Source organism: Herbaspirillum frisingense GSF30 (assembly GCF_000300975.2).
Classification (GTDB): domain Bacteria; phylum Pseudomonadota; class Gammaproteobacteria; order Burkholderiales; family Burkholderiaceae_D; genus Herbaspirillum; species Herbaspirillum frisingense.
This window is the reverse complement of sequence record NZ_AEEC02000004.1, coordinates 96,892-121,049: the sequence shown is the minus strand read 5'-3', so window position 1 is coordinate 121,049 and position 24,158 is coordinate 96,892. Positions and strand designations below refer to the sequence as shown.

General features: G+C 64.9%; 22 protein-coding genes and 1 pseudogene. 7 read left to right on the top strand and 16 right to left on the bottom strand.

All coding sequences use genetic code 11. The features are described from left to right. Positions 1–57 precede the first annotated feature (57 nt). The 5 genes and pseudogenes from kdpA to HFRIS_RS04435 form a co-directional block, all read right to left on the bottom strand. On the bottom strand, positions 58–1,839 hold the full coding sequence (gene kdpA, locus HFRIS_RS04450; protein ID WP_006462046.1) for a potassium-transporting ATPase subunit KdpA: 1,782 nt from the start codon (positions 1,837–1,839) through the stop codon (positions 58–60). A gap of 1 nt (position 1,840) precedes the next feature. After that, positions 1,841–1,930, bottom strand: coding sequence for a K(+)-transporting ATPase subunit F (kdpF, locus tag HFRIS_RS04445; RefSeq protein WP_017452361.1), 90 nt, complete (start codon positions 1,928–1,930; stop codon positions 1,841–1,843). Positions 1,931–2,268: 338 nt separating this feature from the next. Then, positions 2,269–2,394 (bottom strand): hypothetical protein, encoded by a 126-nt coding sequence (locus HFRIS_RS25910; protein ID WP_006462045.1) that lies wholly within the window; start codon positions 2,392–2,394, stop codon positions 2,269–2,271. A gap of 70 nt (positions 2,395–2,464) precedes the next feature. Further along, positions 2,465–2,647: pseudogene (locus HFRIS_RS25790) on the bottom strand (DUF1016 N-terminal domain-containing protein); the annotation flags it as partial. Further along, positions 2,647–4,647 (bottom strand): sensor domain-containing diguanylate cyclase, encoded by a 2,001-nt coding sequence (locus HFRIS_RS04435; RefSeq protein WP_369878605.1) that lies wholly within the window; start codon positions 4,645–4,647, stop codon positions 2,647–2,649. The gene HFRIS_RS04435 and the pseudogene HFRIS_RS25790, both read right to left, overlap by 1 nt. A gap of 70 nt (positions 4,648–4,717) precedes the next feature. On the opposite strand from HFRIS_RS04435, the gene HFRIS_RS25785 reads away from it, so the two are divergent. Beyond that, positions 4,718–5,005: a hypothetical protein gene (locus HFRIS_RS25785; RefSeq protein WP_208399266.1), complete on the top strand. Its 288-nt coding sequence runs from the start codon at positions 4,718–4,720 to the stop codon at positions 5,003–5,005. A 96-nt stretch (positions 5,006–5,101) separates the two neighbouring features. On the opposite strand, the gene HFRIS_RS04430 is transcribed toward HFRIS_RS25785, so the two are convergent. The 5 genes from HFRIS_RS04430 to HFRIS_RS04410 all read right to left on the bottom strand — a co-directional run bounded on the left by HFRIS_RS04430 (position 5,102) and on the right by HFRIS_RS04410 (position 11,932). Beyond that, positions 5,102–6,685 carry a gamma-glutamyltransferase family protein gene (locus HFRIS_RS04430; RefSeq protein WP_006462043.1) on the bottom strand — a complete coding sequence of 528 codons (1,584 nt, stop codon included), beginning with the start codon at positions 6,683–6,685 and terminating at the stop codon, positions 5,102–5,104. A 71-nt stretch (positions 6,686–6,756) separates the two neighbouring features. Beyond that, the gene (gene hpxZ / locus HFRIS_RS04425) at positions 6,757–7,170 is read right to left on the bottom strand and encodes an oxalurate catabolism protein HpxZ (RefSeq protein ID WP_006462042.1); all 414 of its coding nucleotides are present in this window, start codon (positions 7,168–7,170) and stop codon (positions 6,757–6,759) included. Between the two features lie 18 nt (positions 7,171–7,188). Beyond that, positions 7,189–9,804 (bottom strand): branched-chain amino acid ABC transporter ATP-binding protein/permease, encoded by a 2,616-nt coding sequence (locus tag HFRIS_RS04420; RefSeq protein ID WP_006462041.1) that lies wholly within the window; start codon positions 9,802–9,804, stop codon positions 7,189–7,191. Continuing rightward, the gene (locus tag HFRIS_RS04415) at positions 9,801–10,679 is read right to left on the bottom strand and encodes a branched-chain amino acid ABC transporter permease (RefSeq protein ID WP_039874353.1); all 879 of its coding nucleotides are present in this window, start codon (positions 10,677–10,679) and stop codon (positions 9,801–9,803) included. The genes HFRIS_RS04420 and HFRIS_RS04415 overlap by 4 nt, the downstream gene beginning before the upstream one ends. A 68-nt stretch (positions 10,680–10,747) precedes the next feature. Beyond that, the gene (locus HFRIS_RS04410) at positions 10,748–11,932 is read right to left on the bottom strand and encodes an ABC transporter substrate-binding protein (protein ID WP_006462039.1); all 1,185 of its coding nucleotides are present in this window, start codon (positions 11,930–11,932) and stop codon (positions 10,748–10,750) included. A gap of 211 nt (positions 11,933–12,143) precedes the next feature. Here HFRIS_RS04410 and HFRIS_RS04405 point away from each other — a divergent pair, with 211 nt between their 5' ends. The 4 genes from HFRIS_RS04405 to HFRIS_RS04390 are packed head-to-tail and all read left to right on the top strand — an operon-like array spanning position 12,144 to position 15,710. Then, positions 12,144–12,575 carry a hypothetical protein gene (locus HFRIS_RS04405; protein WP_006462038.1) on the top strand — a complete coding sequence of 144 codons (432 nt, stop codon included), beginning with the start codon at positions 12,144–12,146 and terminating at the stop codon, positions 12,573–12,575. Between the two features lie 10 nt (positions 12,576–12,585). Further along, positions 12,586–13,554 carry a polysaccharide deacetylase family protein gene (locus tag HFRIS_RS04400; protein WP_006462037.1) on the top strand — a complete coding sequence of 323 codons (969 nt, stop codon included), beginning with the start codon at positions 12,586–12,588 and terminating at the stop codon, positions 13,552–13,554. Positions 13,555–13,581: 27 nt separating this feature from the next. Next, on the top strand, positions 13,582–14,847 hold the full coding sequence (locus HFRIS_RS04395) for an amidase (RefSeq protein ID WP_006462036.1): 1,266 nt from the start codon (positions 13,582–13,584) through the stop codon (positions 14,845–14,847). A gap of 32 nt (positions 14,848–14,879) precedes the next feature. Further along, positions 14,880–15,710, top strand: a complete 831-nt coding sequence (locus HFRIS_RS04390; protein ID WP_006462035.1) for a GntR family transcriptional regulator — start codon at positions 14,880–14,882, stop codon at positions 15,708–15,710. A 77-nt stretch (positions 15,711–15,787) separates the two neighbouring features. Here HFRIS_RS04390 and HFRIS_RS04385 read toward each other — a convergent pair whose 3' ends face one another. The 4 genes from HFRIS_RS04385 to HFRIS_RS04370 form a co-directional block, all read right to left on the bottom strand. Beyond that, on the bottom strand, positions 15,788–16,798 hold the full coding sequence (locus HFRIS_RS04385) for an LLM class flavin-dependent oxidoreductase (RefSeq protein WP_006462034.1): 1,011 nt from the start codon (positions 16,796–16,798) through the stop codon (positions 15,788–15,790). A gap of 91 nt (positions 16,799–16,889) precedes the next feature. Then, complete coding sequence (locus HFRIS_RS04380) at positions 16,890–17,918, bottom strand: NADP-dependent oxidoreductase (protein ID WP_006462033.1); 1,029 nt, start codon at positions 17,916–17,918, stop codon at positions 16,890–16,892. Positions 17,919–17,983: 65 nt separating this feature from the next. After that, complete coding sequence (locus HFRIS_RS04375; RefSeq protein WP_006462032.1) at positions 17,984–18,583, bottom strand: TetR/AcrR family transcriptional regulator; 600 nt, start codon at positions 18,581–18,583, stop codon at positions 17,984–17,986. Between the two features lie 58 nt (positions 18,584–18,641). Then, a complete protein-coding gene (locus tag HFRIS_RS04370) occupies positions 18,642–19,904 on the bottom strand; it encodes an MFS transporter (RefSeq protein WP_039874351.1) in 1,263 nt (420 codons plus the stop codon). A 101-nt stretch (positions 19,905–20,005) separates the two neighbouring features. On the opposite strand from HFRIS_RS04370, the gene HFRIS_RS04365 reads away from it, so the two are divergent. Then, positions 20,006–20,998, top strand: coding sequence for a GlxA family transcriptional regulator (locus tag HFRIS_RS04365; protein ID WP_006462030.1), 993 nt, complete (start codon positions 20,006–20,008; stop codon positions 20,996–20,998). Here the strand turns inward: HFRIS_RS04365 and HFRIS_RS04360 are convergent. Beyond that, positions 20,970–22,133: a metallophosphoesterase gene (locus HFRIS_RS04360; RefSeq protein WP_006462029.1), complete on the bottom strand. Its 1,164-nt coding sequence runs from the start codon at positions 22,131–22,133 to the stop codon at positions 20,970–20,972. The two genes, HFRIS_RS04365 and HFRIS_RS04360, sit on opposite strands and share 29 nt — an antisense overlap. A 317-nt stretch (positions 22,134–22,450) precedes the next feature. Here HFRIS_RS04360 and HFRIS_RS04355 point away from each other — a divergent pair, with 317 nt between their 5' ends. Continuing rightward, entirely contained in the window at positions 22,451–22,993 is a 543-nt protein-coding gene (locus tag HFRIS_RS04355) for a hypothetical protein (protein WP_006462028.1), read from the top strand. Between the two features lie 99 nt (positions 22,994–23,092). On the opposite strand, the gene ppk2 is transcribed toward HFRIS_RS04355, so the two are convergent. Beyond that, positions 23,093–24,004 (bottom strand): polyphosphate kinase 2, encoded by a 912-nt coding sequence (gene ppk2 / locus HFRIS_RS04350; RefSeq protein WP_006462027.1) that lies wholly within the window; start codon positions 24,002–24,004, stop codon positions 23,093–23,095. Between the last annotated feature and the right edge of the window lie 154 nt (positions 24,005–24,158).

The following is a 24,158-nucleotide window of genomic DNA, read 5'->3' as shown; positions in this document are numbered from 1 at the left end:
CGGGTTGCTGCGCGGCGCGGGCCATCTCCGCCCCTGCCGCGCAAGCCATCGAATCAATTACATCGCCATCATCTGCAGGTGTTCCACCACCGGACCCAGCGCCAGTGCCGGCACATAGGTCAGCGCACCCACCAGGATCACCGCACCGATCAGCAGGGCCACGAACAGCGGACCATGCGTGGGCAAGGTGCCGGACGTGGCCGCCAGGCGCTTCTTGCCGGCCAGCGAACCGGCCATGGCCAGCACCGGCACGATGATGCCGAAGCGGCCCAGCCAGGTGCAGAGGCCGGTCGCGATGTTGTAGTACGGCGTATTGGCCGAGAGCCCGGCAAAGGCGCTGCCGTTGTTGTTGGCCGCCGAGCTGAAGGCGTACAGGATTTCCGAGAAACCATGCGCACCGGGGTTGGCGATGCCGGCCAGGCCGCCCTCCACCATCACCGACAGGGCGGTGAAGATCAGCACCAGGGCCGGGGTCATGAGGATGGCGATCGACATCATCTTCATGTCGAACACGCCGATCTTCTTGCCCAGGTATTCGGGCGTGCGACCGATCATCAGGCCGGCGATGAACACCGCCAGCACCGCGAAGATGAGCATGCCGTATAGGCCCGAGCCGACGCCGCCGAACACCACCTCACCCAGTTGCATCTGCAGCATCGGCACCAGTCCGCCCAGTGGCGAGAGCGAGTCGTGCATGGCATTGACCGCACCGCAGGAAGCCGCCGTGGTGATGGAAGCGAACAGGGCCGAGGCCGGGATGCCGAAGCGGGTCTCCTTGCCTTCCATCATGCCGGGGCCGGAAGCGTGCAGCGACGCCAGCATGGGATTGGTCTGCGATTCGCTGTACATCAGTACCAGCGTGAGCACCACGAACAGCAGTGTCATCGAGGCCAGGATGGCCCAGCCCTGGCGCCGGTCACCAACCAGCACGCCGAAGCTGGTACAGAGCGCGGCCGGAATGATGAGGATGGCCAGCATCTGCAGGAAGTTGGAGAGCGGGGTCGGGTTCTCGTAGGGGTGGGCCGAGTTGGCATTGAAGAAGCCACCGCCGTTGGTGCCGATCATCTTGATAGCTTCCTGCGAGGCCACCGGTCCCATCGGCAAGGTCTGCCGGTCGGTGCTCTGGGCATCGACCAGCGGTTCGCCCTTGGCATCCTTCAAGGGCTGGCCGGCAGCATCCAGTTTTGGCACGGTGTAGTGGGTCACTTCCAGCGTCTTCACTTCCTGGTAGGAACGGAAGTTCTGGATGCTGCCCTGCTGCACCAGCACCAGGGCCAGCACCACCGACAGCGGCAGCAGCACATAGAGCGTGCTGCGGGTCAGGTCCACCCAGAAGTTGCCGATGCCCTTGCTGCTGTGGCGGGCAAAGCCGCGAATGAGCGCGAAGGCGATCGCGATACCGGTGGCCGCCGAGAGGAAGTTCTGTACCGCCAGCGCCGCCATCTGGGTCAGGTAGCTCATGGTGGCTTCACCCGCATAGCCCTGCCAGTTGGTATTGGTAACGAAGCTCAACGCGGTGTTGAAGGACGAGTCGGGACTGATGGTGGGCAAGGCCTGCGGATTGAGCGGCAACCATTGCTGGAGGCGCTGCAGCAGGTACACCACGATCAGCCCGAGGAAGTTGAACAGCACCACGGCGATGGCGTACTGTTTCCAGTCCATGTCTTGCTCGCGGCTGATGCCACAGAGGCGATAGAAGACGCGTTCGACGCCACCGAAGAGCCGGTTCACGCGTGACTTGCCCTCCATCACGCGGGCCATGTACCAGCCCAGCGGCAGGGAGAGAATCAGCAGCACGGCCAGGTAGAGGCCGAGCTGGAGGTAGTTGTTGCTGTCCATGTCAGAAGTCCTCCGGCTTGATCAGCGCATAGACCAGGTACAGCAACAGGGCAATGGAAACGACCAGCCCCAGCAGATACATGAGGTTCATTTCTTCTCGCCTTCCTGCCGTTCCAGACGGCTGCACAGGGCGATGAATGCCCACATCGAGATGCCGCAGAGCAGCAGCATGCCCACGTAGAGAAAATCCGTTTGCCACATTTCCCACTCCATTGTTGACGTTGTGTCCCGCCGCTCCGGGAACCGGAATCAGCGACAGTGGAACGATAGGGAAAGCGGCATTAAATCCGGGTAAATGTTTGGGGCGGGGGTGTAAACAAGACGTAAACGTGGGCCGGCAAGGTGATGACGTGCGGGCGGAGCGAGGTAGGGCCGGGCGAGACGAGGTGATTTGCAGGACCGGAGGTTTCTCTGGCGTCCGAGTGCGCACTACAGGTCGTCAACACCATCGACATTGCCCACAACGTGCCGCGCCTGGAGTTCTCTCTGCGTCTTCTCCAGTTCTGCTTCCAGCAGCTTTACGTCAGGCAGCACGGTTTGGTATTGGGCCGCCATGATTTTGTTGGGCAGACCTTCCAGCTCCCGGATGCGTCTCCAGGCTGCCTGCTGGCGATATCCGAATCGGTGATTCGGATATCGTCGAAGGCGGATAGGTCTGGTAGAACAAGCGCATGGATTCAAGTGAGTCTACGCCGAACCCTCGCCCGAAGCGGGCAGACAGATCGGCCGACAGACGCTTGAGCAAAGCCTGTCCGTATCCTGCCCGCTCCCTGCCACCCTGCTCCAGCTCGACGATGCGCCGGCCGATCAGACGTCGGACACCTTGCCCAGTTCGACGCGGTTCTTGCCCAGGCGCTTGGCGGCGTACATGGCCTTGTCGGCCATGGCCAGGAGTTCTTCGGGGCCGACTTCGCCGTCCAGGTCGGGGTGATAGACCGCCACCCCGATACTGCTGGAGATGTTGACCGTGGAGTGGGTCAGCTGGAAGGGTTCGCGGATGGTATGGAGGACCTTCTCGGCCACCATCAGGGCGTCTTCCTGGGATTGCAGGTTTTCCAGGATCACCACGAACTCGTCGCCGGCCAGGCGCGCCACGGTATCGACGTCGCGCACCGATTGTTGCAGACGCCGCGCAAACTCGACCAGCAGTTCATCGCCGGCTTCGTGACCATAGCGGTCGTTGATGCCCTTGAAGCCATCCAGGTCCATGAAGAACAGCGCCAGCAGTTGATGGGCGCGGCGCGCGCGCATCATGCCCTCGGGCAGGCGGTCGCTGAAGGCGCGGCGATTGGGCAGGCTGGTCAGTACGTCGGTGAGGGCCAGTTCGCGCATCTGGTCGCGGAAGGCCAGCCGTTCGGTAATGTCGTGCAGGAAGGCGATGAACAGGTGGCCGCTCTGGCGCTTGACATGCCCGACCGTGATCTCGATGGGCAGTTCATGTCCATCGTGATGCAGGGCCTGCAGTTCGATGCGGTTGTTGATGACCACGCTGGTGCCATCTTCGAAGAACTTCTCCATGCCGCGATTGTGGGCGGCGCGCATGTCGGGCGGGATGATCAGTTCCGCCATATCGCGCCCCATGGCCTGGTCACGTGGCCAGCCCAGCAGCAGTTCGGCCTGACGGTTCCATTCGACCACCCGACCGTGTTCGTCGGCGGCAATGAAGGCGTCCTGGGCGTTTTCCAGGATGGCGCGCAGTTCGGCGGCGCTTTCTTCCAGCTGGATCTGGTTGGCCTGTTGCTGGTCCAGCGCCTGCTGCAGGGCGGTGGCGGTCTCGTGCAGGCGGCTGGTGCGCTCGGCGACCCGATGCTCCAGGCTTTCATTGAGGGAGCGCACTTCGCGCAGATAGCTTTCTTCGCGTGCCACCATGTTGACCAGGGTGGAGGACAGCAGATGGATTTCGCGATAGCTGTCCACCCGCGGGATGGAGACGTCGGAGCGACCGGCGGCGCGTTGCTCCAGCGCTGCCGAGAGTGCGTTGATGGGCGCCACCAGGCGTCGCGTGAGCACATAAGCCAGGATCACCAGCACGGCCCCGGAGAGCGTGCCGACCACGATCACGCGTCGTTCCAGATCGCGGAAGGCGGCCAGCGCCACCGACTCGGGCTGGCGCACCAGCACGCTCCAGTTCAGTTTCATGCCGCCCTGCTGGCCGGTACGGGCGTAACCGGTGACATAACGCAAACCGTCAGGCCAGGTCTCCAGCAGCGAGCCGCCGGTACGCGAGGCGCGCGCGGCACGCAGGCTGGCGGTATCGACCTTGGTTTCTTCGAGATTGCGGGGACCGAGGATGACGGTATCGTCATCGCGCACGATGATCACGTCGACGTCATAGCGGTTGCCGGCGGGGTCGAGCAGCTTGGCGGCGATATCGCGGGCCCAGCTCCAGGACAGGTGCATGCCCAGCACGCCCACCAGCTGACCGTTTGCATCCTGCACGGGCGCGGCGAGGTCGACGAAGCGCCAGGGATCGGACTGCGGGGGCAGCTTCTTGCTCAGGAGGAGTGCGGGATGGTAGTCGCCCGCGTATTCGCTTTTCCGGCCTTCCTGGAACCAGGGGCGCTCGGCCACGCTGACACCTTCGAGCAAGCCATTGGTGGCCGCCAGCACGGCACCATCGGGTTGCGCCAGGCCGATCCAGGCATAGTGCGGCACATTGGACTGCAGTTCGTTGAGCACCCGGCGCACGCGCGCCACATCGGTCGCGGCGCGGATGGACGGGCGTTGCACCAGCAGACGCAGATCGATCTCGCGTTCGATCATGCCGCGCTCGAGCGCGTCCTGCATCTGCCAGGCCAGCTGCTTCATGCGTGTTTCGGATTCCGAACGCGCGTAGCCGCGCGTGAACTGATCCACCAGAATCAGCACTGACACGGTCGTGATGAGCACGGTTATAACCACCCCCAGCGTAATCAGCGACGACAGATTCGGCGGAGATGGGGCGTTTTTCTTGTTCAATTCAGACAAAATGCTGCGATACGACTGGATGCATGACGGCTCCCCTGTGAACCGCTTGGGTATTTCGGCATCTTGCCAGAACAACTATGGTTTTTCATCGCATTTCCCGAAAAACTTCGAGAAAATTTTTACGCAGGAAAATACTCACCAATACTCCGCAGCGCTTTCCCCTCAAAGCGACATGACTGCAGGCAAAAGCGCGCAATAGACAGCATTTCCCGACAGGCGGGAAATGCAAAAAGACAACGGATGGCGACGATCTGTGAGGATCGCGGCCATCCGTCGCGGGGTGGGGAATGGAGATTTACAGGCCGGCACACACACCATCGGCGCGGGGATCGGTGGCGCCTTCGATGACGCCATCTGGATGCACGCAGACGGCGCCGGCGTGTCCCATCATGTCGGTGTATTCCTCCACCACCTGCACTTCGTGACCTGCCTGGCGCAGGGCGTCGATGGTAGCGGCCGGCACCCGGCCTTCGACCTTCAGGTTGGTGGAGACATCGCCCCAGGTCCGCCCCAGCAGCCAGCGCGGTGCGCTGACGGCGGCCTGCAGGTTCTGGCCGAAGAGCACATGACGGGTGAATACGGCGGCCTGGGTCTGCGGCTGCCCTTCCCCACCCATGGTGCCGTAGGCCAGCGTACGACCATCCTCCAGACGCGCCAGCGAGGGATTGAGGGTATGGAACGGCAGCTTGCCCGGTTGCAGCTGGTTGGCGCCGTCATCCAGGGTGAAGCTGGCGCCACGGTTCTGCCAGACGATGCCGGTATCGGCCGGCACCACGCCGCTGCCGAATTCCCAGAAGATGCTCTGGATGTAGCTGACCACGCGGCCCTGCGCATCGGCCGCGCCCATCCAGATGGTGTCGCCGGGCTTGGCCGGATGCGGCCAGGGCGCGGCCTGCTGCAGGTGGATCTGGCGGGCTTCCTGGTCCAGTGCCTCGGCCAGCAGCCAGTGGGCCGCATCCACGCTCATGTGGGCCGGGTCCGTGACATGCCGGTTACGCAGGATGAAGGCGCGCTTGGTGGCTTCCACCAGGCCGTGGATATGTGCAAAGCCGTCAGCCTCGGTGATCCCCAGCCGGTCGAACAGGCCGATGATCATCAGCGCGGAAACGCCCTGCGTCGGCGGCGGCAGGTTGTAGACGCGGCCTGAGCGCAATTGCACCATCAACGGCTGCACGATCTGGGCGCGGAAGGCTTCCAGATCGGCACGACGTACCGGGCTGCCGGCCGCTTCCAGGCCCGCAGCCAGGGTGGCGGCGAGGTCGCCGCGATAGAAGTCGTCCAGCCCGGCTTCGGCCAGGCGCGACAGGCTGGCGGCCAGGGCTGGCTGTTTCAGCACCGTGCCCTGGGCCGGAATGCCGGCCGCGGCATAGGTGGCGGCGAAGCCAGGCTGGTCCTTGAGTTCGGACCACTTGTCGCGGGTGAGTTCATGTTGCGAACGGGTGATGGGGACCCCAGCCTGGGCGTGACGGATGGCGTCGGCCAAGAGCACCGGCAGCGGCAGAGCGCGGCCGAAGCGTTGCGCGTAATCGAGTGCGGCCGACCAGCCTCCCACGGCGCCGGCCACCGTCAGCGCCGCATGCGCGCCACGGGTGGGTACCGCGCTGTAGCCATGACCGGCATAGAACGCCTTGGTCGCCAGACCCGCCGACGGTCCGCAGGCGCGGATGGCCACCGGCTCGCGACCGGGCTCGCTGATGAGCCAGAAGCCGTCGCCGCCGATGCCGTTCATGTGCGGATAGACTACCGCGATGGCGGCCGCCGCAGCCACCATGGCTTCGACCGCATTGCCGCCTTCGCGCAGGATCTGCGCGCCGGCTTGGGCGGCCAGGTGATGAGGGGCGGTGACCATACCGCCCAGACAGGTCTTGCTATACAACATGGCTGACTCCTGAGGTTTTTATATTGGATGGGAAGGCAATGCGGCGATGATAACCGGGGACGGCGCGGCGTTCAGGCCGGTGTCGTTTTCGGTGCATCCATCCAGGAAACATGCGCGGCGACGATGCGCCAGCCCTGCGGCAGGCGCAGCCAGGTATGGCTCTGGCGGCCGGTGCGCGTTTCCCCCTCGCGGGTGAACTCGGTATTGGCGACGGCATAGTCCTGACCGTAGGTGGTGATGACGGTCTGGCGCAGGGTGCGCATCAGGTTCTTCGGCGAGCGCCCCTGGCGAAAGGCGCGGATGGCCTCGGTCCCGATCAGGTTCTCGGTGGCGCCGTAGCGTACGGTATGCGGTCCATCGAGGAAGAGTTCGTCCAGCACCTCGACCTGGTTGGTGGTCAGGGCCACTTCATAACGCTGGAAGGCATGGCGCACTTCAGCCACCACCTCCGGCAGGTTGATCTCGAACGGTTGTGTCGATTCCATGCTGATTCCTCTGTGTCCTCAGTGGGCGCCCAGATAGGCCTTGGCCAGGGCATCATTGGCGGCGATCTCGGCGGCCGTGCCCTGCGCCACCACGCGCCCGCCTTCGATCACATAGGCGCGGTCGGCCAGCGACAGCGCCAGGGCCGCCATCTGGTCCACCAGCACGATGGTCATGTTTTCGCGGCGCAACTGGTCCAGTGCCGCGAACAGTTCGGCGATCACCTTCGGCGCCAGTCCCAGCGATGGTTCATCCAGCAGCAGCACACGCGGACGCGACATCAGACCACGGGCGATGGCCAGCATCTGCTGCTCGCCGCCGGAGAGCAGGCCGGCGCGATGATGCAGGCGCTCACGCAGGCGCGGGAAACGCCCCAGCATCTCCTCTACCCGCGCGTCCACATCCTGCGGATAGAGGAAGGCACCGAGGCGGATATTGTCCAGCACCGAGAGTTCAGGGAACACCTGCCGTCCCTCCGGCACCAGTACCACGCCATGGCGCACGATCTGCTCGGCGCGCAGGTGCATCAGGTTGACGCCACCGGCGTGGATACCGCCCTCTACCGGACGATGCAGGCCGGCCAGTGCGCGCATCAGCGTGGACTTGCCGGCGCCATTGGCACCCAGCAGCGCAATCATCTCGCCCTGCCTGACCTGCAGGTTGATGCCATGCAGGACCGGTTCGGCGCCATAGCCTGTGACCAGCTCGCCGACGCCCAGCAATTCGCTGGCACCGGCGACCGCGGCGCGTGCCGCCGCCACCGGCTGCTGGCCGCCCTCGCCCAGGTAGGCCTTGCGCACGGCGGGATCGTTCTGTACTTCCTGCGGGCTGCCGATGGCCAGGCGCTGCCCGGCATCCAGGACCACGATGCGGCGCGAAATCTGCATCACCAGTTCCATATCGTGCTCGACCACCACCACGCTGATGCCGGCCTCGGCGATGCGGGTCAGCAGTTGCGCCAGCAGTGTCTTGTCTTCGCGCGACAGGCCGGCAGCCGGTTCATCGAGCAACAGCACGTCGGGATCGGCGGCCAGCGCCCGGGCGATTTCCACCAGTCGACGGTCCACGTGGGCCAGATCGGCGCTGGGAATGTCGAGTGCACCGCGATAGCCGCAGAAGTCCAGCAGGCGGCGGCTGCGTTCGCGCACCGCGCCGGCCAGGAAGCCACGCGAGGACAGCAGGCCGCCCAGGCGACCGCGACCACAGGCCAGGGCCACGTTGTCGGCCACCGACAGGCTGCCGAACAGTTGCGAAGTCTGGTAGGTACGGGCCACGCCATGACGGGCGATGCGGAAGGCCGGCAGTCCGGCCAGTTCGGTATCACCCAGCACGAAGCGACCGGCGCTGGGGCGATAGAAGCCGGAGAGCATGTTCAGCGCCGTGGTCTTGCCGGCGCCGTTGGGGCCGATCAGGCTGGTGACGGCGGCACCGGGCACCTCGAAGCCGAGATCGCTGACGGCACGAACGCCGCCGAAGACCATGGTGAGTCCGTCCGCGGACAAGGTGCGGCGCGTCCTTGACAGCAGCGCCGGCCGGGCCATGTCATCGTCCTGCGGAGCGATGACGGAAGGTGAGAAGACGGCTGGCTTGCGCAGGCGCGCAGCGAGCTTGCCCAGCAGTCCCGTCACGCCATCCGGGGCGACCCACAGTACCAGCAGCAGCAAGGCACCGAAGAACAGGAGACGATAGTCTTCCAGGCTGGACAGCAGTTCCGGCAGCGCACCCACGATCACGGCACCGATCACTGGGCCAAGGATGGAACCGGAGCCCCCCAGCACCACCACCAGTACGAAGAGGATGGACTGCATGAAGCTGAAGGTGTCCGGCGTGACGAAGGTGGACAGCGGCGCGAAGAGCCCACCCGCCAGGCCGGCCAGTGCAGCCGACACCGCGAAGGCGACGGTCTTGATCACCAGCGGATTGAGACCGATGGATTCGGCCGCCGTCTCGCTGTCGCGCACGGCGCGCATGGCTGCGCCCCAGCTGCCGCGCGAGAGCCAGCAGTAGGCGGCCAGTACCACCGCCGCCGTTACCAGACCCAGCACGGCAATCGCGCGCTCGGCCTGCAAACCCATGAAGGATGGTGCGGCCAGACCCATGATGCCGTTCTGGCCACCGGTGAGGTCGCGCAGTTCGATGATGGCGTGCTGGATGATGAAGCTGAAGGCAATCGTGATCATGGCCAGGTAAGGCCCCTTCACGCGCAGCGCCGGCAGCGCCAGCAGCATGCCCAGCGCGCCCGCAACCACCGCTGCCAGTGGCCAGGCCAGCCAGAACGACAGCCCGGCCTTGGTAGTGAGGATGGCGACCGTATAGGCGCCCACCGCATAGAAGCCGACATGGCCGAAGGAGACCTGTCCGGTCAGGCCGATCAGCACGTTCAGACCGATGCCGACGATGGCCACCAGCGCAATGCCGGCCAGCACGAAGACGTAGTAGCTGTTGATCGAGAGCGCCAGCGTGATGGCGGCGATCAGGCCCAGCGCAGAAAATGCCAGTGCAGCTGGGGTACCCAGGCCGAGCTTGATCCCGGACGAGGATGCAGGCGCAACCGATCCTGCCGAGGTTGCCGAGCTTGCCGGTGTTACACCTGTGGCCTGCGGACTGCGGGCAATGGAAGGGGGCAGACGATTCATACCTTTTTCACCTGTGCGCGGCCGAACAGGCCGTTGGGACGAATGGCCAGCACCACGATCACCAAAGCGAAGGTGATGATCTGGGTGTAACCGGAACCGAGGGTGGCCGTGATGAGTGCCTCGGCCATACCGAACAGCAGGCCGGCGATCATCACACCCCAGGCGCTGGTGATGCCACCGAGGATGGCCACCGCGAAGGCCTTCAGGCCGAACAGCGTACCCATGTCGGCATTGACGTTGAACAGCGGCGCAATCAGCACCCCGGCCACGCCGGCCAGCAGGGTCGAAAGCGCGAAGGCGACCGCAATCGCACGGGTGATGGGAATGCCCATCAGGCGCGCCGCATCGCGGTTCTGCACCACCGCCAGCAGGGCCGTCCCCCAGCGGGTGCGACGCGAGACGGTATGCAGCAAGGCGGCCAGTGCCAGGCCGATGGCCGGGATCAGCAGGTGCAGCGGGTACACGCCCAGGCCCACGCCGCCCAGTTCGATGGACGACAGCGCCAGCGGCGAAGGCAGGCTGCGCGGCTCCTTGCCGAAGGTATGCATGACCAGGTTATCGAGCACGATACCCAGCGCCACGGTGGACATCAGCCAGGCATTGGAGCCCTGGCGCGCGAAGGGGCGCACCGCCAGTATCTCCACCAGCAATCCGTACAGCGCACAGGCTGCCAGGGCCAGCAGGATGGCCAGCCACATCGGCCAGCCCAGGGTCTGGGCGAAGGTGAAGCACAGCACGGCGCCCAGCATCATGGAGCTGCCCTGTGCAAAATTGACGGTGCCGGAAACGGCATACGTCATGTAGAAACCGAGCGCCATCAGACCGTACATGCTCCCCAGTCCGAATCCGCTGATCAGTGCCGACAACAGCAACATCGTGTTCTCCTGGCGCCACCCGTGGCCCTGCACGGACGAAAGGTGGCGCGTTTCTTTCCAAGTTTGCGTTACTGGCTCAGGCCGACCGGCAGGATGCGGTTGTCGATGAACTGCGCCCAGACATAGTCGTCGGCCTGCAGGGCGTCATGCACACCGGGGCTGAATGGCTTGACGTAGGTCTTGATCAGGCCTTCGTAGCGATCGATCTTGTAGAAGCCCTCGCGCACTGCATCGCCATTGGTGGAACCTGCCTTGGCGATGGCCAGCGCGGCCAGCTGCATGCCGTCATAGGCATTGGCCACGCCGACGGCGGGAGTGATGTCGTCCGGCCCCTTGATGGCGGGATACTTGGCCTTGAGCTCGGTAACCACCTTCTCGCCCACCGGGGAGAGCTTGCCGAAGAAGCTGAAGGTCTGGATGAAGTGGACGTTTTTGGCGTTTGGTCCGGCCAGTTCGGTGAAGCGGCCGCCAGCCGGTCCCCAGTGCGACACCACCGGCACCTTCCAGCCCATGCGATCAAGCGACTTGACCACCTGCGCCGAGGGACCGACGTTGCCCACCAGATACAGGGTATCGGCACCGGCGGCCTTGAGGCGGCTCAGTTGCGGCACCACGTCGACGTCGCTGGCTTCGAACTTCTCGATGCCGGCGGGCTTCATGCCCTTCTCGGCCAGTGCGGCGACGATACCCTTCTCGTTGGACTCGCCCCAGGGATTGTTGACCAGGATCAGGCCAGCCTTGCTGCTCTTGAAGGTCTTTTGCGCATAGTTGAGCATGGCCTTGTCCACCAGTTCATCCACAGCCGAGACGCGGAAGGCGTAGTTGGGATTGGCGCCGTTCTTGGTCACACCGGTGCCCGCCGCCCAGGGACCGACGAAGGGGACTTTTTCCTGGTTGATGATGGGAACGATGGCCATCGACACCGGCGTATCGAGGCCGCCGAAGAGTACCGCCACCTTTTCCTTGAAGATCAGTTCGCGCGCCGCCACCACGCCCTTGGCGGGGTTGCCTTCGTCATCGCGGCGCACCAGTTCCAGCTTGCGGCCACCGAGCAGGCCGCCCTTGGCGTTGATCTCGTCGATGGCAATGCTCATGCCGCGGGTCAAGGCTTCGCCGGCATGTGCGGACTGGCCCGACAGGGCGGTGACCAGACCGATCTTGATGGTGTCGGCGGCCAGCGCCAGCGGCGACAGTGCGGTGGCGACGGTGGCTGCTGCAGCGGCGATCAGGGTACGGCGCGTGAAACGGATCATGTGAATCCCTCCAGTAGGTTCCAGTAATTGAGTGAGTGCTCTGCCCGGCATGACTTATGCAAGGGCTATGCCAAGCAGCACCGTATCGCTTAATTATTGCCGACAATATTTATCTAATAGTCGCAGCATTTATTAGAGATTATTGCCACCGATAACCTATTTGAATTGCAGTCAATAACGCACAGATATTGTGCAGACCCTGGAGAAAATGATGCACGCCGCACCATCATCAAGCAGCCCCCTGACCTACGATCCTGCCGCGCTGGTAGATGAATACCTGCGTGTGCTGATGATTCCCGATCCGGTGGCGGCGCGCCGTTTCGTTTCGCCGGAGCTGAAAATCCGCTTTACCGGCGGGCGCGAGATGATCGATCCTGCACAATGCGCGGCCTTCAATGCCGGACGCTACGGCTGGGTCAAGAAGCGTTTCGAAGCGACCGAAGTGGTGACCGGTGCCACGCTGGAACAGGCCATCGTCTACAACCGCGGCACGCTGTACGGCGTCTGGCCCGATGGCGAGGCCTTCGAAGGCAACCGTTACGTCGACCGCTACGTGGTGCGCCACGGGCTGATCGTACAGATGGACGTGTGGAACGACAGCGCCGAACGCATGCTGGTGCGCGCCGGTCTGGCCGAACTCTGAGGGAGGACGCATGCAGACCACCATCCTGCCACCAGGCGCCGACGCTGCGCTGGGACAAGACGCCGGCCGCGATACCTACGGCGCCCTGCCCTCGCATGGCCGCTTCGGCTATTCGGCCATCCATCGCCGGCCGCACTATCGCTGGCCCAATGGCGCCCGACTGGCGGTCTACCTGGGCTTCAACATCGAGCACTTTGCCTTCGGCGAGGGCTTGGGGGCCAAGCTGGGACCGGTGTGCCCCGAACCGGATGTGCTCAACTACGCCTGGCGGGAATACGGCAACCGGGTCGGCGCCTGGCGTTGTCTCGAACTCTTCGAGCAACTGGGCTTGCCAGCCGGGGTGTTGATCAATACCGCACTTTACGATCACTGCCCCGAGCTGGTGGCGGCCTTTGTGGCGCGAGGGGATGAGCTGATCGGTCACGGCCACACCAACGCCCATCAGCAAGGCAGGCTGGACGAAGCGGCAGAAGCGGCGCTGCTGCGTCACTGCCGGGAGCGCATCGGTGCCGAGAGCGGGGTGGCCCCCACCGGCTGGCTCTCGCCCTGGATTTCGGAGAGCCTGGTCACGCCGGACCTGTTGCAGGAAACGGGATATCGCTACACCCTGAACTGGGCGCATGACGACCAGCCGGTACACATGCTCACGCGCAGCGGGGAGACGCTGTGGTCGATTCCCTATCCGCAGGAGTTGAACGACATTCCCATGATCGTGGCACGCCAGATGGACGGGCGCGATTTCGCCCGCATGATCGTGGACAACTTCGACGAGATGCTGGAACAGTCGGTGCAACAGCCGCTGGTAATGGGGATCGCCCTGCACCCCTATCTGGTGGGCCAGCCCTATCGTCTGCGCCATCTGCGCAGCGCCCTGCAACACCTGGCGGCCGCCCGCGACCGGGGAGAGATCTGGTTCACTACCCCCGGTGCCATCTGCGACCACGTCGCATCGCTGGAACAATTGCGCCAGCCTTTCTGAGGCCGGCATCCGTTTCTGGAGAATGAGTTGAATACTGCTTCAGGCATTGCCCCTGTCATCACCAACACCAACACCAACGCCACCACCGCCACCGCCTTCGACATCGATGACCACGTCGGCGCCTTCGTTGCGCATGGACGTTTCACCCTCGCCGGCGCCGCCAGCGGTCCGCTGGCCGGGCTGCGCTTCGCGGCCAAGGACCTGTTCGACGTGGCCGGCCAGCCCACCGGTGCCGGCAATCCCGACTGGCTGCGCACCCACGCTATCCCCCGGCGCAGCAATGCACTGGTCGATCAATTGCTGCAGGCCGGTGCCACGCTGGTCGGCAAGACCCTGACCGATGAGCTGGCCTACAGCATCCACGGTGACAACCACCACTACGGCACGCCGATCAACAGTGCCGCGCCGGAGCGGGTGCCGGGTGGCTCTTCCAGCGGTTCGGCGGCGGCCGTGGCAGCACGCTTGTGCGACTTCGCACTGGGCACCGATACCGGCGGCTCGACCCGGGTGCCGGCCAGCTATTGCGGCGTGTGGGGCTTGCGCACCAGCTTCGGCCTGCTGTCCACGGCCAGCATGGCGCCGCTCTGCCCCAGCTTCGACACTGCCACCTGGCTGGCGCACGACCCCGAGGTCTTCGAGCGCGTCGGCCGGACACTGCTGCCGGGAACCGCCGATACACCGCTGCGCACGGTGCTGCTGCCGTTCGACATGCTGGAACTGGCCGATCCCGAATTCCACCCGGTCCTGCACCGGGTCTATGAGGGCCTGCGCAGCACCATGCCGGGCGAACACATGCGCCTGTCGGGCGCGGAGGGAGAGCTGGAAAGGTGGCGCCAGGCCTACGTCAGTGCCTCGGCCTACGACGCCTGGCAATGCCACGGTGACTGGATCAGCCAGACCCGGCCGGCGTTCGGCCCGGCCGTGCAGGCACGCTGGGACATGGCGCGCGATACCAGCGCCGAGACCGCCCGCGCCGCGCGGGAGAAACAGGACCTGGTACGTCATCGGGTGCGCACGTTGCTGGGGGCCGACGGGGTGGCGGTGATTCCCTCCGCATCCAGCGTGGCGCCGCTGCGCGATGCCAGCGCGGCCGAGATCGATCAGGTACGCGCACGCACCTTCCGGCTGACCTGTGTGGCTGGACTGGCGGGTCTGCCGCAGGTGAGCCTGCCCTTTACCAGCCCCGCCGGGCTGCCGATCGGCGTATCATTGCTGGGCCCGGCGGGCAGCGACCTGGCCCTGATCGGGCTGGCGACCCGCATCTGGCGCACGCTGCAAGGCGGCGCCGGCTGAGTTCCGGGCGCGAACCACCACTCGACAAGACGATGAGCGACACCTCTCCCCGCAAGACTGCCAAGCCCTCTTCCCGTACCCGCAAGCCTCCGGAGGTGAGCCCGGCACCGGCCCGACAGAGCCGCGCCGGCCGCCCCCGCGTGCGGCACGACGCGCTCACCGATGCCCCGGCACTGGTACTGGACGGCGAAGTGGGCGAGGACATCATCGCCCGCATCTACCAGACCGTTTTCGACAGCGTGATGAGCCAGCGCCTGACGCCGGGGACCAAGCTGCCGGAGGCGGCCCTGTGCGAGCTGTTCGGCGTGGGACGCACGGTGGTGCAGAAGGCCTTGCAGAAACTGGCACATGAACACATCGTGGAGTTGCGGCCCAATCGCGGGGCGGTGGTGGCCATGCCGACGCCGGAAGAGACACGCGAAATCTTCCAGGCGCGACGTGCACTGGAAGGCGCCATCATGCGCCTGGCGGTGCAGAACGCCACCCGCGCCGACCTGGCCAAGCTGCGCCGGCAACTGAAGGAAGAACACGAGGTCATGCACAGCTATGCGCAGACGCACTGGGCGCGGCTGGCGTCGTCCTTCCACATGCGGGTGGCCGAACTGTCGCGCAATGCCACGTTGCAACGCTACCTGAGCGAGCTGGTGTCACGCTGCTCGCTGATCGTGGCGCTGCATGAGCCGGCCGGCTATGCGGCCTGCGAGCATGACGAACACACCCATATCGTGGACCTGATCGAACGGGGCGATGCCGAGGGCGCGGTGGCGGCCATGGAAGCCCATCTGCTGTCGCTGGAAGAACATATCCACCTGGTCAGCGAGAATAGCGGCAACAGCCTGGCACGGATGCTGGGGATGGAATAAGTCTTCGATTGAAGGCGAGAAAAAAGGCGGCTGGGACGTGGTCCCTGCCGCCTTTTTTCCGTGGCGTTAGCGCTGGACTAGATCGTCACATTTTCCTGCAGGGCGGCACGTGCCTCGGCAGCAATCTCGAAGGAATGCAGGCGCGCCGCATGATCGAAGATCTGCGCGGTAATGATCAGCTCATCGGGCGCATGTTCGTCGATGAAGGCCTGCAGGCCTTCCTGCACGGTGTCGCGGTCACCCACCACGGCACAGGCCAGCGAGCGCTCGACGTGCGCTTGCTCGCCCGGCTGCCAGAGCGCGTCGATGTCATCTACCGGCGGTCGCAACTGGCCGGGCGTGCCACGGATCAGGTTCAGGAATTGCTGCTGCAGCGAGGTGAAGAGGCGCTCGGCTTCGCGCTGGGTATCGGCGGCGAAGACGTTCAGGGCCAGCATCACATAGGGTTTCTTGAGGGTGGCCGAGGGCTTGAAGCGCTCGCGATAGATCTGGATCGCCGACTTCATGAAGCCGGGGGCGAAGTGCGAAGCGAAGGCAAACGGCAAACCCAGTTCGGCCGCCAGCTGGGCGCTGAACATGCTGGAACCGAGCAACCAGATCGGTACCTTGAGACCGGCACCGGGGACAGCGCGCAGGGACTGGTAGTCAGACGGATCGTCGAAATATTCCTGCAGTTCCTGCACGTCCTGCGGGAAGTTGTCGGCGGTATCCCCGCCCATGTGGCGGCGCAGGGCGCGCGCGGTGCGCTGGTCGGAACCGGGAGCGCGACCCAGGCCTAGGTCGATGCGACCGGGATAGAGTGATTCCAGGGTGCCGAACTGTTCGGCGATGACCAGCGGCGAGTGGTTGGGCAGCATGATGCCGCCCGAGCCGACGCGGATGCTGCGGGTATTGGCCGCAACATGCGAGATCACCAGCGCGGTGGCGGCGCTGGCGATGCCGGGCATGTTGTGGTGCTCGGCCAGCCAGTAGCGCTTGTAGCCCAGCGCTTCGGCACGCTGCGCCAGTTCCTTGCTGTTGTTGAAGGCCTGGGCGGCGTTGCTGCCCTGGTTGATCGGGGATAGATCAAGAACGGAAAACGGAATCATGAATGGATCCTTGTGGGGGCAGCGGGATCGCCGCCGCACCGGTTGCCGGGGCGTAGCCCCGGGATGAGCAGATGCGCCAGGGAGCGGCGCCTCAATCCAGCTTGACCACCAGCTTGCCGAAGTTCTTGCCCTGCAGCAGGCCCATGAAGGCCGTCGGCGCGTTTTCCAGGCCTTGCACCACGTCTTCGCGGTAGTGCAGCTTGCCTTCCTTGAGCCAGGTGCCGACTTCCTTCTGGAAGGCGGCATACAGGTCGGGCCGGTTGACGTAGTAATCGAAGATGATGAAGCCCTGCACGCGGATGCGCTGGGTCAGCACGCGGCGCAGGAAGGCGGCACTCTCGGTAGCCAGAGTGCCGCCGTTGTAGTGGGCGATCAGGCCGCACACCGGCACGCGGGCGTGGATGTTGAGCAGCGGGAAGACGGCGTCCAGCACGGCGCCGCCGACGTTTTCGAAATACACATCGATGCCACGCGGGCAGGCGGCCTGTAACTGCTGCGCGAAGTCGGCGGCGCGGTGGTCGATGCAGGCGTCAAAGCCCAGTTCCTTGACCGCCGATTCACATTTCTGCGCACCGCCGGCGATACCAACCACGTGACAGCCGCGCTGCTTGGCGATCTGCCCCACCAGCGAGCCGACGGCACCGGTGGCGGCCGCGACCACCACCGTTTCACCTGCACGCGGCTGGCCGATATCGATCAGGCCGGCATAGGCGGTGTAACCCGGCATGCCCAGCACACCCAGCGCATGCGAGGGATGGGCGAAGTCGGTCGGCAGCTTGTTGACGCCGCTACCGTCGGAGATGGCGTACTCCTGCCAGCCGGTATAGGCCATCACGCGCTCACCTTCCTTGAAATCGGGGTGACGGGAGGCCACCACGCTGGACACGACGCCACCGGTCATGACGCCGTCGATTTCCACCGGCGGGGCGTAGGAAGGGGCGTCGCTCATGCGGCCGCGCATGTAGGGGTCCAGCGACAGCCACTCGCCGCGCAACAGGATCTGCCCTTCCTGCAGTTCGGGGATGGCGACTTCTTCCAGGCGGAAGTTGTCGGGGCCGGGGGCACCGGTCGGACGCGAGGCGAGGACGATGCGGCGGTTGGTCTTGGCAGTCTGGGTCATGGGTATTCCTTTCAGTGTTCTGTTCAATGCGGGCGAGATCAAGATGTGCGTGTTGCACCATTGCGCTATTGCGGCGGCACCAGTACGCGCCGGGTCACCAGCATGGCGGCTTCCATCGGTCTGCGGTCGCGGCTAAGCTTGGTCAGCAGGCTGGCACCCAGCCATTGCTGGTAGAGCATGGTGGCCGTGGCCAGCGGTGCGAGCACGGTGTGCAAGGACCCTTCGGCGATACCCTCTTCGATGCAGGTGGCAATGCGTTCAATGAAGCGCTGCGTGCCGGCGTGCAGGACCTGACGCATGTCTTCGGAAAGATCGGCCACCTCGGCCGAGAGCTTGACCACCAGGCAGCGTTGTTCCACTTCCTGGCAGCACTGGCTTTCCAGCCAGTAGCCCCAGTAGGTCAGCAGACGCTCCCGGGCGCTGCTGTCATGGCTGGATTGACCAAGGACCTGTTCCAGCCGGTCCAGGTAACCGGCCACATAGTGCTCGATCAGTTCGCGGCCGTATTGTTCCTTGGAACCGAAGTAGTGATAGAAGGAACCCTTGGGGATGTCGGCAGCGGCCAGGATTTCCGACAGGCCGACGCCGGAGAAGCCTTTTTGCGCAATGATTGCGCGGCCGGCCAGGAGGATGTTGCGTTTGTTTTCGCCATAGTTTTCTCGCATGACGACCATTCTAACGAAAAATTAGACCGGTCGTCTAAGACCGGTCTTTTTCGATGATTCAGGCGGATCGCGTGGACGACGAAGGTGACGGCGGGAACAGGAAGCACACCAGCAGCGCCACCCCTGCCGTACCCAGCCACACTGCCGGCCAGCCCTGCCACTGCAGTAGCAGCGGAACGGCCTGGGCGCAGAGGAAGAAGACCAGAAACACGCAACTGTTGCCCAGCCCGAGGGCGGTGCCGACCTGGGCCGGACCGGCCACCACGGCAAGTTCGGTATAGGCCACGCCGTGCCAGGCCGATACCACCACGCCCGCCACCACCAGCACCAGCGCGAGCCAGAACAAGGACGTCGACATGGCATGGGAAGCGAGTCCGCCCAGCAGGGCGAACAGCGCGGCGCTGGCCAGCGCACAGGTCCGCAGATAGGCGCGCCGGCGGCCACGGCGATCGGTCCAGCGGCCACTGGCAATGCGGGCCAGCGCCGCCCCCACCTGCACCAGGGTCAGCAGCACGCTGATCGCCAGCAGGCCCGCCTGCCCGACTTCGTGCAGGAAGATTCCGCCAAAGCTGATCAGCGCCACCTGCGGCGCGCACAGCAGGCCAATGCCCAGGGCCAGTCGCCATACCAGCAGACGACGCAGGGCGGGCGCGGCTGGTGCGGCCGATGCGATCACATGCGGCATGACCGGCGGCTCGCGCAGCCACAGCAGGACCAGGGCGACACTGCCCAGGCAAGCCGCCATCAATGCGCCATAGACCGCGCCAAAGCCGGCATGGGCCGCCAGCGACGGCAGCACCAGTGCACCCGCGCCGCCACCCAGTGGCACGGCCGTCTGGCGGATGCTCATGGCCAGACCGCGCTCACCGTCAGCAAACCAGCCCATGATGGCGCGGCCGCTGGCGCCATTGACACTGCCGCCCAGCAGGCCGGCCAGCATCAGGCCGCCGCACAGCCAGCCATAGGCCGCAGTGCCGTGACCGGGCAATGCATTCAGGATCAACAGGCCGAGCGCGACGCTGCAGCCCAGCAGGCCCGCGAGCAGCACCTTGCGGTCGCCCAGGCGATCGGTCAGCAGACCCCAGGGTAATTCGCCCAGCGCCACGCCCAGGCTCAACAGACCCAGCACCCAGCCCAGTTGCGCATTGCTGAGCTGGTAATCGCTGCGCAGCACCAGCGAGGTCACGGGAATGCCAGAAAACACGGCGGCGAAGCTGGCATTGGCCGCCACTCCCGCGGCCAATACCTTCCAGCGATGCGGGGAGGCCACCTGGAGCGCGGTGACCGGGGACGGAGATGGAACGGCAGGAAGGGTTTTCATGATGGCTGGCACGGGTGGAGATGCGCTGCAGTGTGCCGTGCACGGCCATGGCTTGAATGTCATAATTCCGGCACTTCAGGCCATTTGAGGTTTTTTGCACCATGTCCCCGCGTGATACCGCCTTCCTGATCTTCGCCGATTGCAGCATGCTCGACTTCACCGGCCCCCTGTCGGCCTTCGATGCGGCCAACCGGGTGGCGGGTCGCTCGCTGTATCGGCTCACGCTCCATTCCGAGGCGGGCGGCCTGATCCGCAGTTCGGCCGGGGCGATGATCCAGACCGAACGCATCGGCCGCACCAGCTTCGATACGCTGGTGGTGGCGGGCGGTGGCGCCCCTCGCGAAGGCCTGGTGTCGCCCGAGCTGCGGCGCTACATCGTGCGGGCGGCAGCGCGTTCGCGGCGCATCGCCGGGGTCTGCACCGGAGCCTTCGTGCTGGCGGCGGCGGGCGTGCTGGATGGCAAGCGGGCCACCACGCACTGGCGCATGGCGGCCAAGCTGCAGCAGATGCATCCGCAGGTGATGGTGGACAGCGACCGCATCTATTCGCGCGATGGCAGTGTGTGGACCTCGGCCGGCATTTCCGCCGGGATCGACCTGGCACTGGCACTCATCGAGGACGATCACGGGGCCGAACTGGCGCGTTCGGTGGCACGCGAGCTGGTGGTGTATTACCGCCGGCCGGGCGGCCAGTCGCAGTTCTCGGCGCTGCAGGAAATCGATGGCGGTTCCGAGCGCATCCGGCGCGCCCTGGCCTATGCCCGCGAGCACCTGCAGCACGAGTTGACGGTGGATGTGCTGGCCGAGGTGGCCTGCCTGAGCCGCCGCCAGTTCGACCGTAGCTTCGCGGCCGAGACCGGCCAGACGCCGGCGCGCGCCATCGAGCAGATGCGGGCCGAGGCAGCGCGGCTGCGTATCGAACAATCGCAGGACACCCTGGAGAGCATTGCCCGCGCTACCGGGTTCGGCGACGCCGACCGCATGCGCCGGGTCTGCCTGCGCCTGTTCGGTCAGCCACCGCAGGCCATGCGGCGGCTGGCACGGCAGGAAGACGCCGGGTCGGAGCTCAGCGCGCCGTCAGGCGTACCCGGGTGATCTCGGAAGGCGCCAGCAGACGCTTGGGCGGGCCCCAGTAGCCCGTACCCCGGCTGACGTAGATCCACAGGCCCTGCAGGCGCTTGAGGCCGGCCACGTAGGGCTGCTGCAGCGGGACGAAGAAATTCCAGGGGAAGAACTGGCCGCCATGGGTATGGCCCGACAGCTGCAGGTCGAAACCAGCCTCGGCGGCCGCCGTGGCGCTGCGCGGCTGGTGCGCCAGCAGGATACGCGGATGATGGGCCGGCGCATCGGCGATGGCCGCCTGCGGATCGCTGCGGTGAGCCGGATCGAAGTGATGGGCGGTGTAGTCGGTGACCCCGGCCAGGACCAGCCCGGCATCCTCGTGGCGCAGTACCACGTGTTCGTTCATCAGCACGGTCACGCCCAGGCGACGCACTTCGTCTATCCATTCATGGGCATTGGAGTAGTACTCGTGATTGCCGGTGACGAAGTAGGCGCCGTGACGGGCGCGCAATTGCGCCAGCGGCGCGGTATGCGGTGCCAGCTGGCGCACGCTGCCATCGACCAGATCACCGGTGATGGCCACCACGTCCGGCTGCAGGGCGTTGACCTTGTCCACGATGGCCTGCAGGTAAGGCGCCTTGATGGTGGGGCCGACATGGATGTCGCTGATCTGGACGATGGTGAAGCCCTCCAGCGCGGGCGGTAGGTTGGCGATGGGCACATCGACCTCGACCACGGCAGCGGTGCGGCGTGCATTGAGATAGCCGATGACCGTGGCCGCGGCGGTCAGGGCCAGTACCAGCCAGGCGGTCAACTCCACCATCTCCTGCCGCTGGATGGGAGACAGCGAGGCCGCCAGCCAGGGCAGCAGCGCCAGCGCGATGGCGCGCAGCAAGGTCAGCAGCAGGGCCGAGGAAAACGCGCCCATGGCCAGCATCCCGGCCCAGGCCAGACGGTCGGACCAGGCTTCGGAAAGCCCGCGCCGCTTCAGGTAGGGCGCCGCCAGGGCCACGGGCATGAGCAGGAAGGACAGTGTCAGCACCGCCGCGCCCAGTGCTATCCAGCCGGGGTGGATGCTCAGGGCGGGCAGCAATTGCCAGCCTATCCAGGCATGCAGGGCGGCCAGCTGGCCGAGGATGATGAAGACGGAGCTGATGCTACGGCGCATGAGGGGCCTTTGGGAGAGAAAGCGGGGGGCGGCATTTCTTGCCAGAAAGAAAATAGATGGCGGTGGGAGACATGCTTTTCAAGCAATTTCTGCGAAAAGCTGCATAAATTCTTTGGAAAACTACCCAAAATCCAGTTGATCTGGCATTCGACTGAAGAAAAAGTCAGCTTCGGTCATGCAAGAAGACGTGTGGAGGAGGATAATATTGCTTTCATCCCCCCGTTTTTAATTCGCGCGACCTTGGTGGCTTCGGCCACATCGATGCCAGACACACGACATCGACCGGAGGCCGCGCCTGCATCATTGGAAGAGTTATTTTGAGTTCAAGCAAAACCAAACGCTGGCATGGCAACGTCGAGGCGATCAAGGCCGAATTCCTCAACGGCGTGATCACCCAGATGACCTCCTACGGCGACCGTGTCCATTTCAGCATGTTCGGTTCGGTGCAAAAGCCCCACTACGAAGTGATCAACAGCTTCGACAAGAAGATGGCCTTCGATGGCAATCATCACCTGCACCGCGCCGAGGAAACCGAATTCGGTCCCGGCAACGTCACTCCCATCTTCACGCTAGACCAGATCAAGCGCATCGTCGCCACCGGCGGCAGCGGTACCCGCAGCACTCCGCGCGCAGCCCGTGCGGCGTCTGCCCGCAGTGCGGCCGGCAGTGCTCGTCCGACCACCGCCGCGGCCCGCGCCCGGGAAGCGGTGGATGGCGAAAAGTACGCCTACTTCAAGGCCAACCGCCACATGCTGCCCGACGAAATCAACCAGCATTCCGATGAGATCAGCAAGCTGATGCTTAACGGCATGTCGGCTGAACAGGCGTTTGGCGAAGTCATTTCCAAGTACTTCGACTAAACCGGGCAAGCCCCGCTCTGGCCACGCGCCGGCAGCACCAATGACAATGGCCGGAGACATCGTCTCCGGCCATTTTTCATGCGGGGTCCCGGGCAGGGATCAATAGTATTCCGGCACGATCATCGAATCCGGCACCGGGTGGCGCTCGTAGTCCTCGTGGCGCTCGCGCTCGGGCAGCTGGATCGGCGCATGCGGCACTTCGGCATAGGGCATCTGCTGCAGCAGGTGCTGGATGCAGTTCAGGCGTGCCTTCTTCTTGTCCACCGCCTGCACCACCCACCACGGTGCTTCCGGAATGTGGGTACGCTCCAGCATCACTTCCTTGGCCTTGGTGTATTCCTCCCAGCGGCGGCGTGACTCCAGGTCCATGGGGCTGAGCTTCCACTGCTTGAGCGGATCATGGATGCGCGAGAGGAAGCGCAGGTGCTGCTCTTCATCGGTGATGGAGAACCAGTACTTGATGACCTGGATGCCGGCACGGGTGAGCATGCGTTCGAACTCAGGCACCGAGCGGAAGAATTCCTCGTACTGCTCGTCGGTACAGAAGCCCATCACCCGTTCCACGCCGGCGCGGTTGTACCAGCTGCGGTCGAACAGCACGATCTCGCCAGCGGCCGGCAGGTGCGAGACATAGCGCTGGAAATACCACTGCGTGCGTTCGCGGTCGTTGGGAGCCGGCAGCGCGGCCACGCGTGCCACGCGGGGGTTCAGGCGCTGGGTGATGCGCTTGATCACGCCACCCTTGCCGGCCGCGTCACGGCCTTCGAATACGATCACCACCTTGTGGCCGGTCTGCACCACCCAGTCCTGCAGCTTGACCAGCTCGCCCTGCAGGCGGAACAGTTCGCGGAAATACAGGCGGCGGTATTCCTTTTCCTCTTCGCCATGGGCACTGGAGAACTCACCGGTGACCGGGTCCACGGTACGGTCTTCCAGTTCCAGTTCCATTTCTTCGTCGTAGCTGTCGGCCAGTTCGCGGTGGACGCGCTTGACCAGTTCTTCCTTATCCATTGTTTCCTCGTGTGCAAGATAAAGCGGCGAACGCGGCACTCCCCTTCGCCGGAAAAGTGCGTGACAACATACCTGTCCATTGTGACCAAGCCGTGACAGGACGATAACACCGGCACCCAGCCTCGCCAATGCCGCTTCCATCCTGCGCCAAGGG

What these genes read in the sequence shown, in the direction of transcription:
- HFRIS_RS04360 (WP_006462029.1), bottom strand. Translation starts at nt 22,133, where the DNA reads ATGCGCCGTAGCATCAGCTCCGTCTTCATCATCCTCGGCCAGCTGGCC.
- HFRIS_RS04385 (WP_006462034.1), bottom strand. Translation starts at nt 16,798, where the DNA reads ATGATTCCGTTTTCCGTTCTTGATCTATCCCCGATCAACCAGGGCAGC.
- HFRIS_RS04435 (WP_369878605.1), bottom strand. Translation starts at nt 4,647, where the DNA reads ATGAAGCAGCTGGCCTGGCAGATGCAGGACGCGCTCGAGCGCGGCATG.
- HFRIS_RS04410 (WP_006462039.1), bottom strand. Translation starts at nt 11,932, where the DNA reads ATGATCCGTTTCACGCGCCGTACCCTGATCGCCGCTGCAGCAGCCACC.
- HFRIS_RS04380 (WP_006462033.1), bottom strand. Translation starts at nt 17,918, where the DNA reads ATGACCCAGACTGCCAAGACCAACCGCCGCATCGTCCTCGCCTCGCGT.
- HFRIS_RS04415 (WP_039874353.1), bottom strand. Translation starts at nt 10,679, where the DNA reads ATGTTGCTGTTGTCGGCACTGATCAGCGGATTCGGACTGGGGAGCATG.
- HFRIS_RS04375 (WP_006462032.1), bottom strand. Translation starts at nt 18,583, where the DNA reads ATGCGAGAAAACTATGGCGAAAACAAACGCAACATCCTCCTGGCCGGC.
- HFRIS_RS04390 (WP_006462035.1), top strand. Translation starts at nt 14,880, where the DNA reads ATGAGCGACACCTCTCCCCGCAAGACTGCCAAGCCCTCTTCCCGTACC.
- HFRIS_RS04370 (WP_039874351.1), bottom strand. Translation starts at nt 19,904, where the DNA reads ATGAAAACCCTTCCTGCCGTTCCATCTCCGTCCCCGGTCACCGCGCTC.
- HFRIS_RS04400 (WP_006462037.1), top strand. Translation starts at nt 12,586, where the DNA reads ATGCAGACCACCATCCTGCCACCAGGCGCCGACGCTGCGCTGGGACAA.
- kdpA (WP_006462046.1), bottom strand. Translation starts at nt 1,839, where the DNA reads ATGGACAGCAACAACTACCTCCAGCTCGGCCTCTACCTGGCCGTGCTG.
- ppk2 (WP_006462027.1), bottom strand. Translation starts at nt 24,004, where the DNA reads ATGGATAAGGAAGAACTGGTCAAGCGCGTCCACCGCGAACTGGCCGAC.
- HFRIS_RS04365 (WP_006462030.1), top strand. Translation starts at nt 20,006, where the DNA reads ATGTCCCCGCGTGATACCGCCTTCCTGATCTTCGCCGATTGCAGCATG.
- kdpF (WP_017452361.1), bottom strand. Translation starts at nt 1,930, where the DNA reads ATGAACCTCATGTATCTGCTGGGGCTGGTCGTTTCCATTGCCCTGTTG.
- HFRIS_RS04430 (WP_006462043.1), bottom strand. Translation starts at nt 6,685, where the DNA reads ATGTTGTATAGCAAGACCTGTCTGGGCGGTATGGTCACCGCCCCTCAT.
- hpxZ (WP_006462042.1), bottom strand. Translation starts at nt 7,170, where the DNA reads ATGGAATCGACACAACCGTTCGAGATCAACCTGCCGGAGGTGGTGGCT.
- HFRIS_RS04420 (WP_006462041.1), bottom strand. Translation starts at nt 9,804, where the DNA reads ATGAATCGTCTGCCCCCTTCCATTGCCCGCAGTCCGCAGGCCACAGGT.
- HFRIS_RS25910 (WP_006462045.1), bottom strand. Translation starts at nt 2,394, where the DNA reads ATGGCGGCCCAATACCAAACCGTGCTGCCTGACGTAAAGCTGCTGGAA.
- HFRIS_RS04405 (WP_006462038.1), top strand. Translation starts at nt 12,144, where the DNA reads ATGCACGCCGCACCATCATCAAGCAGCCCCCTGACCTACGATCCTGCC.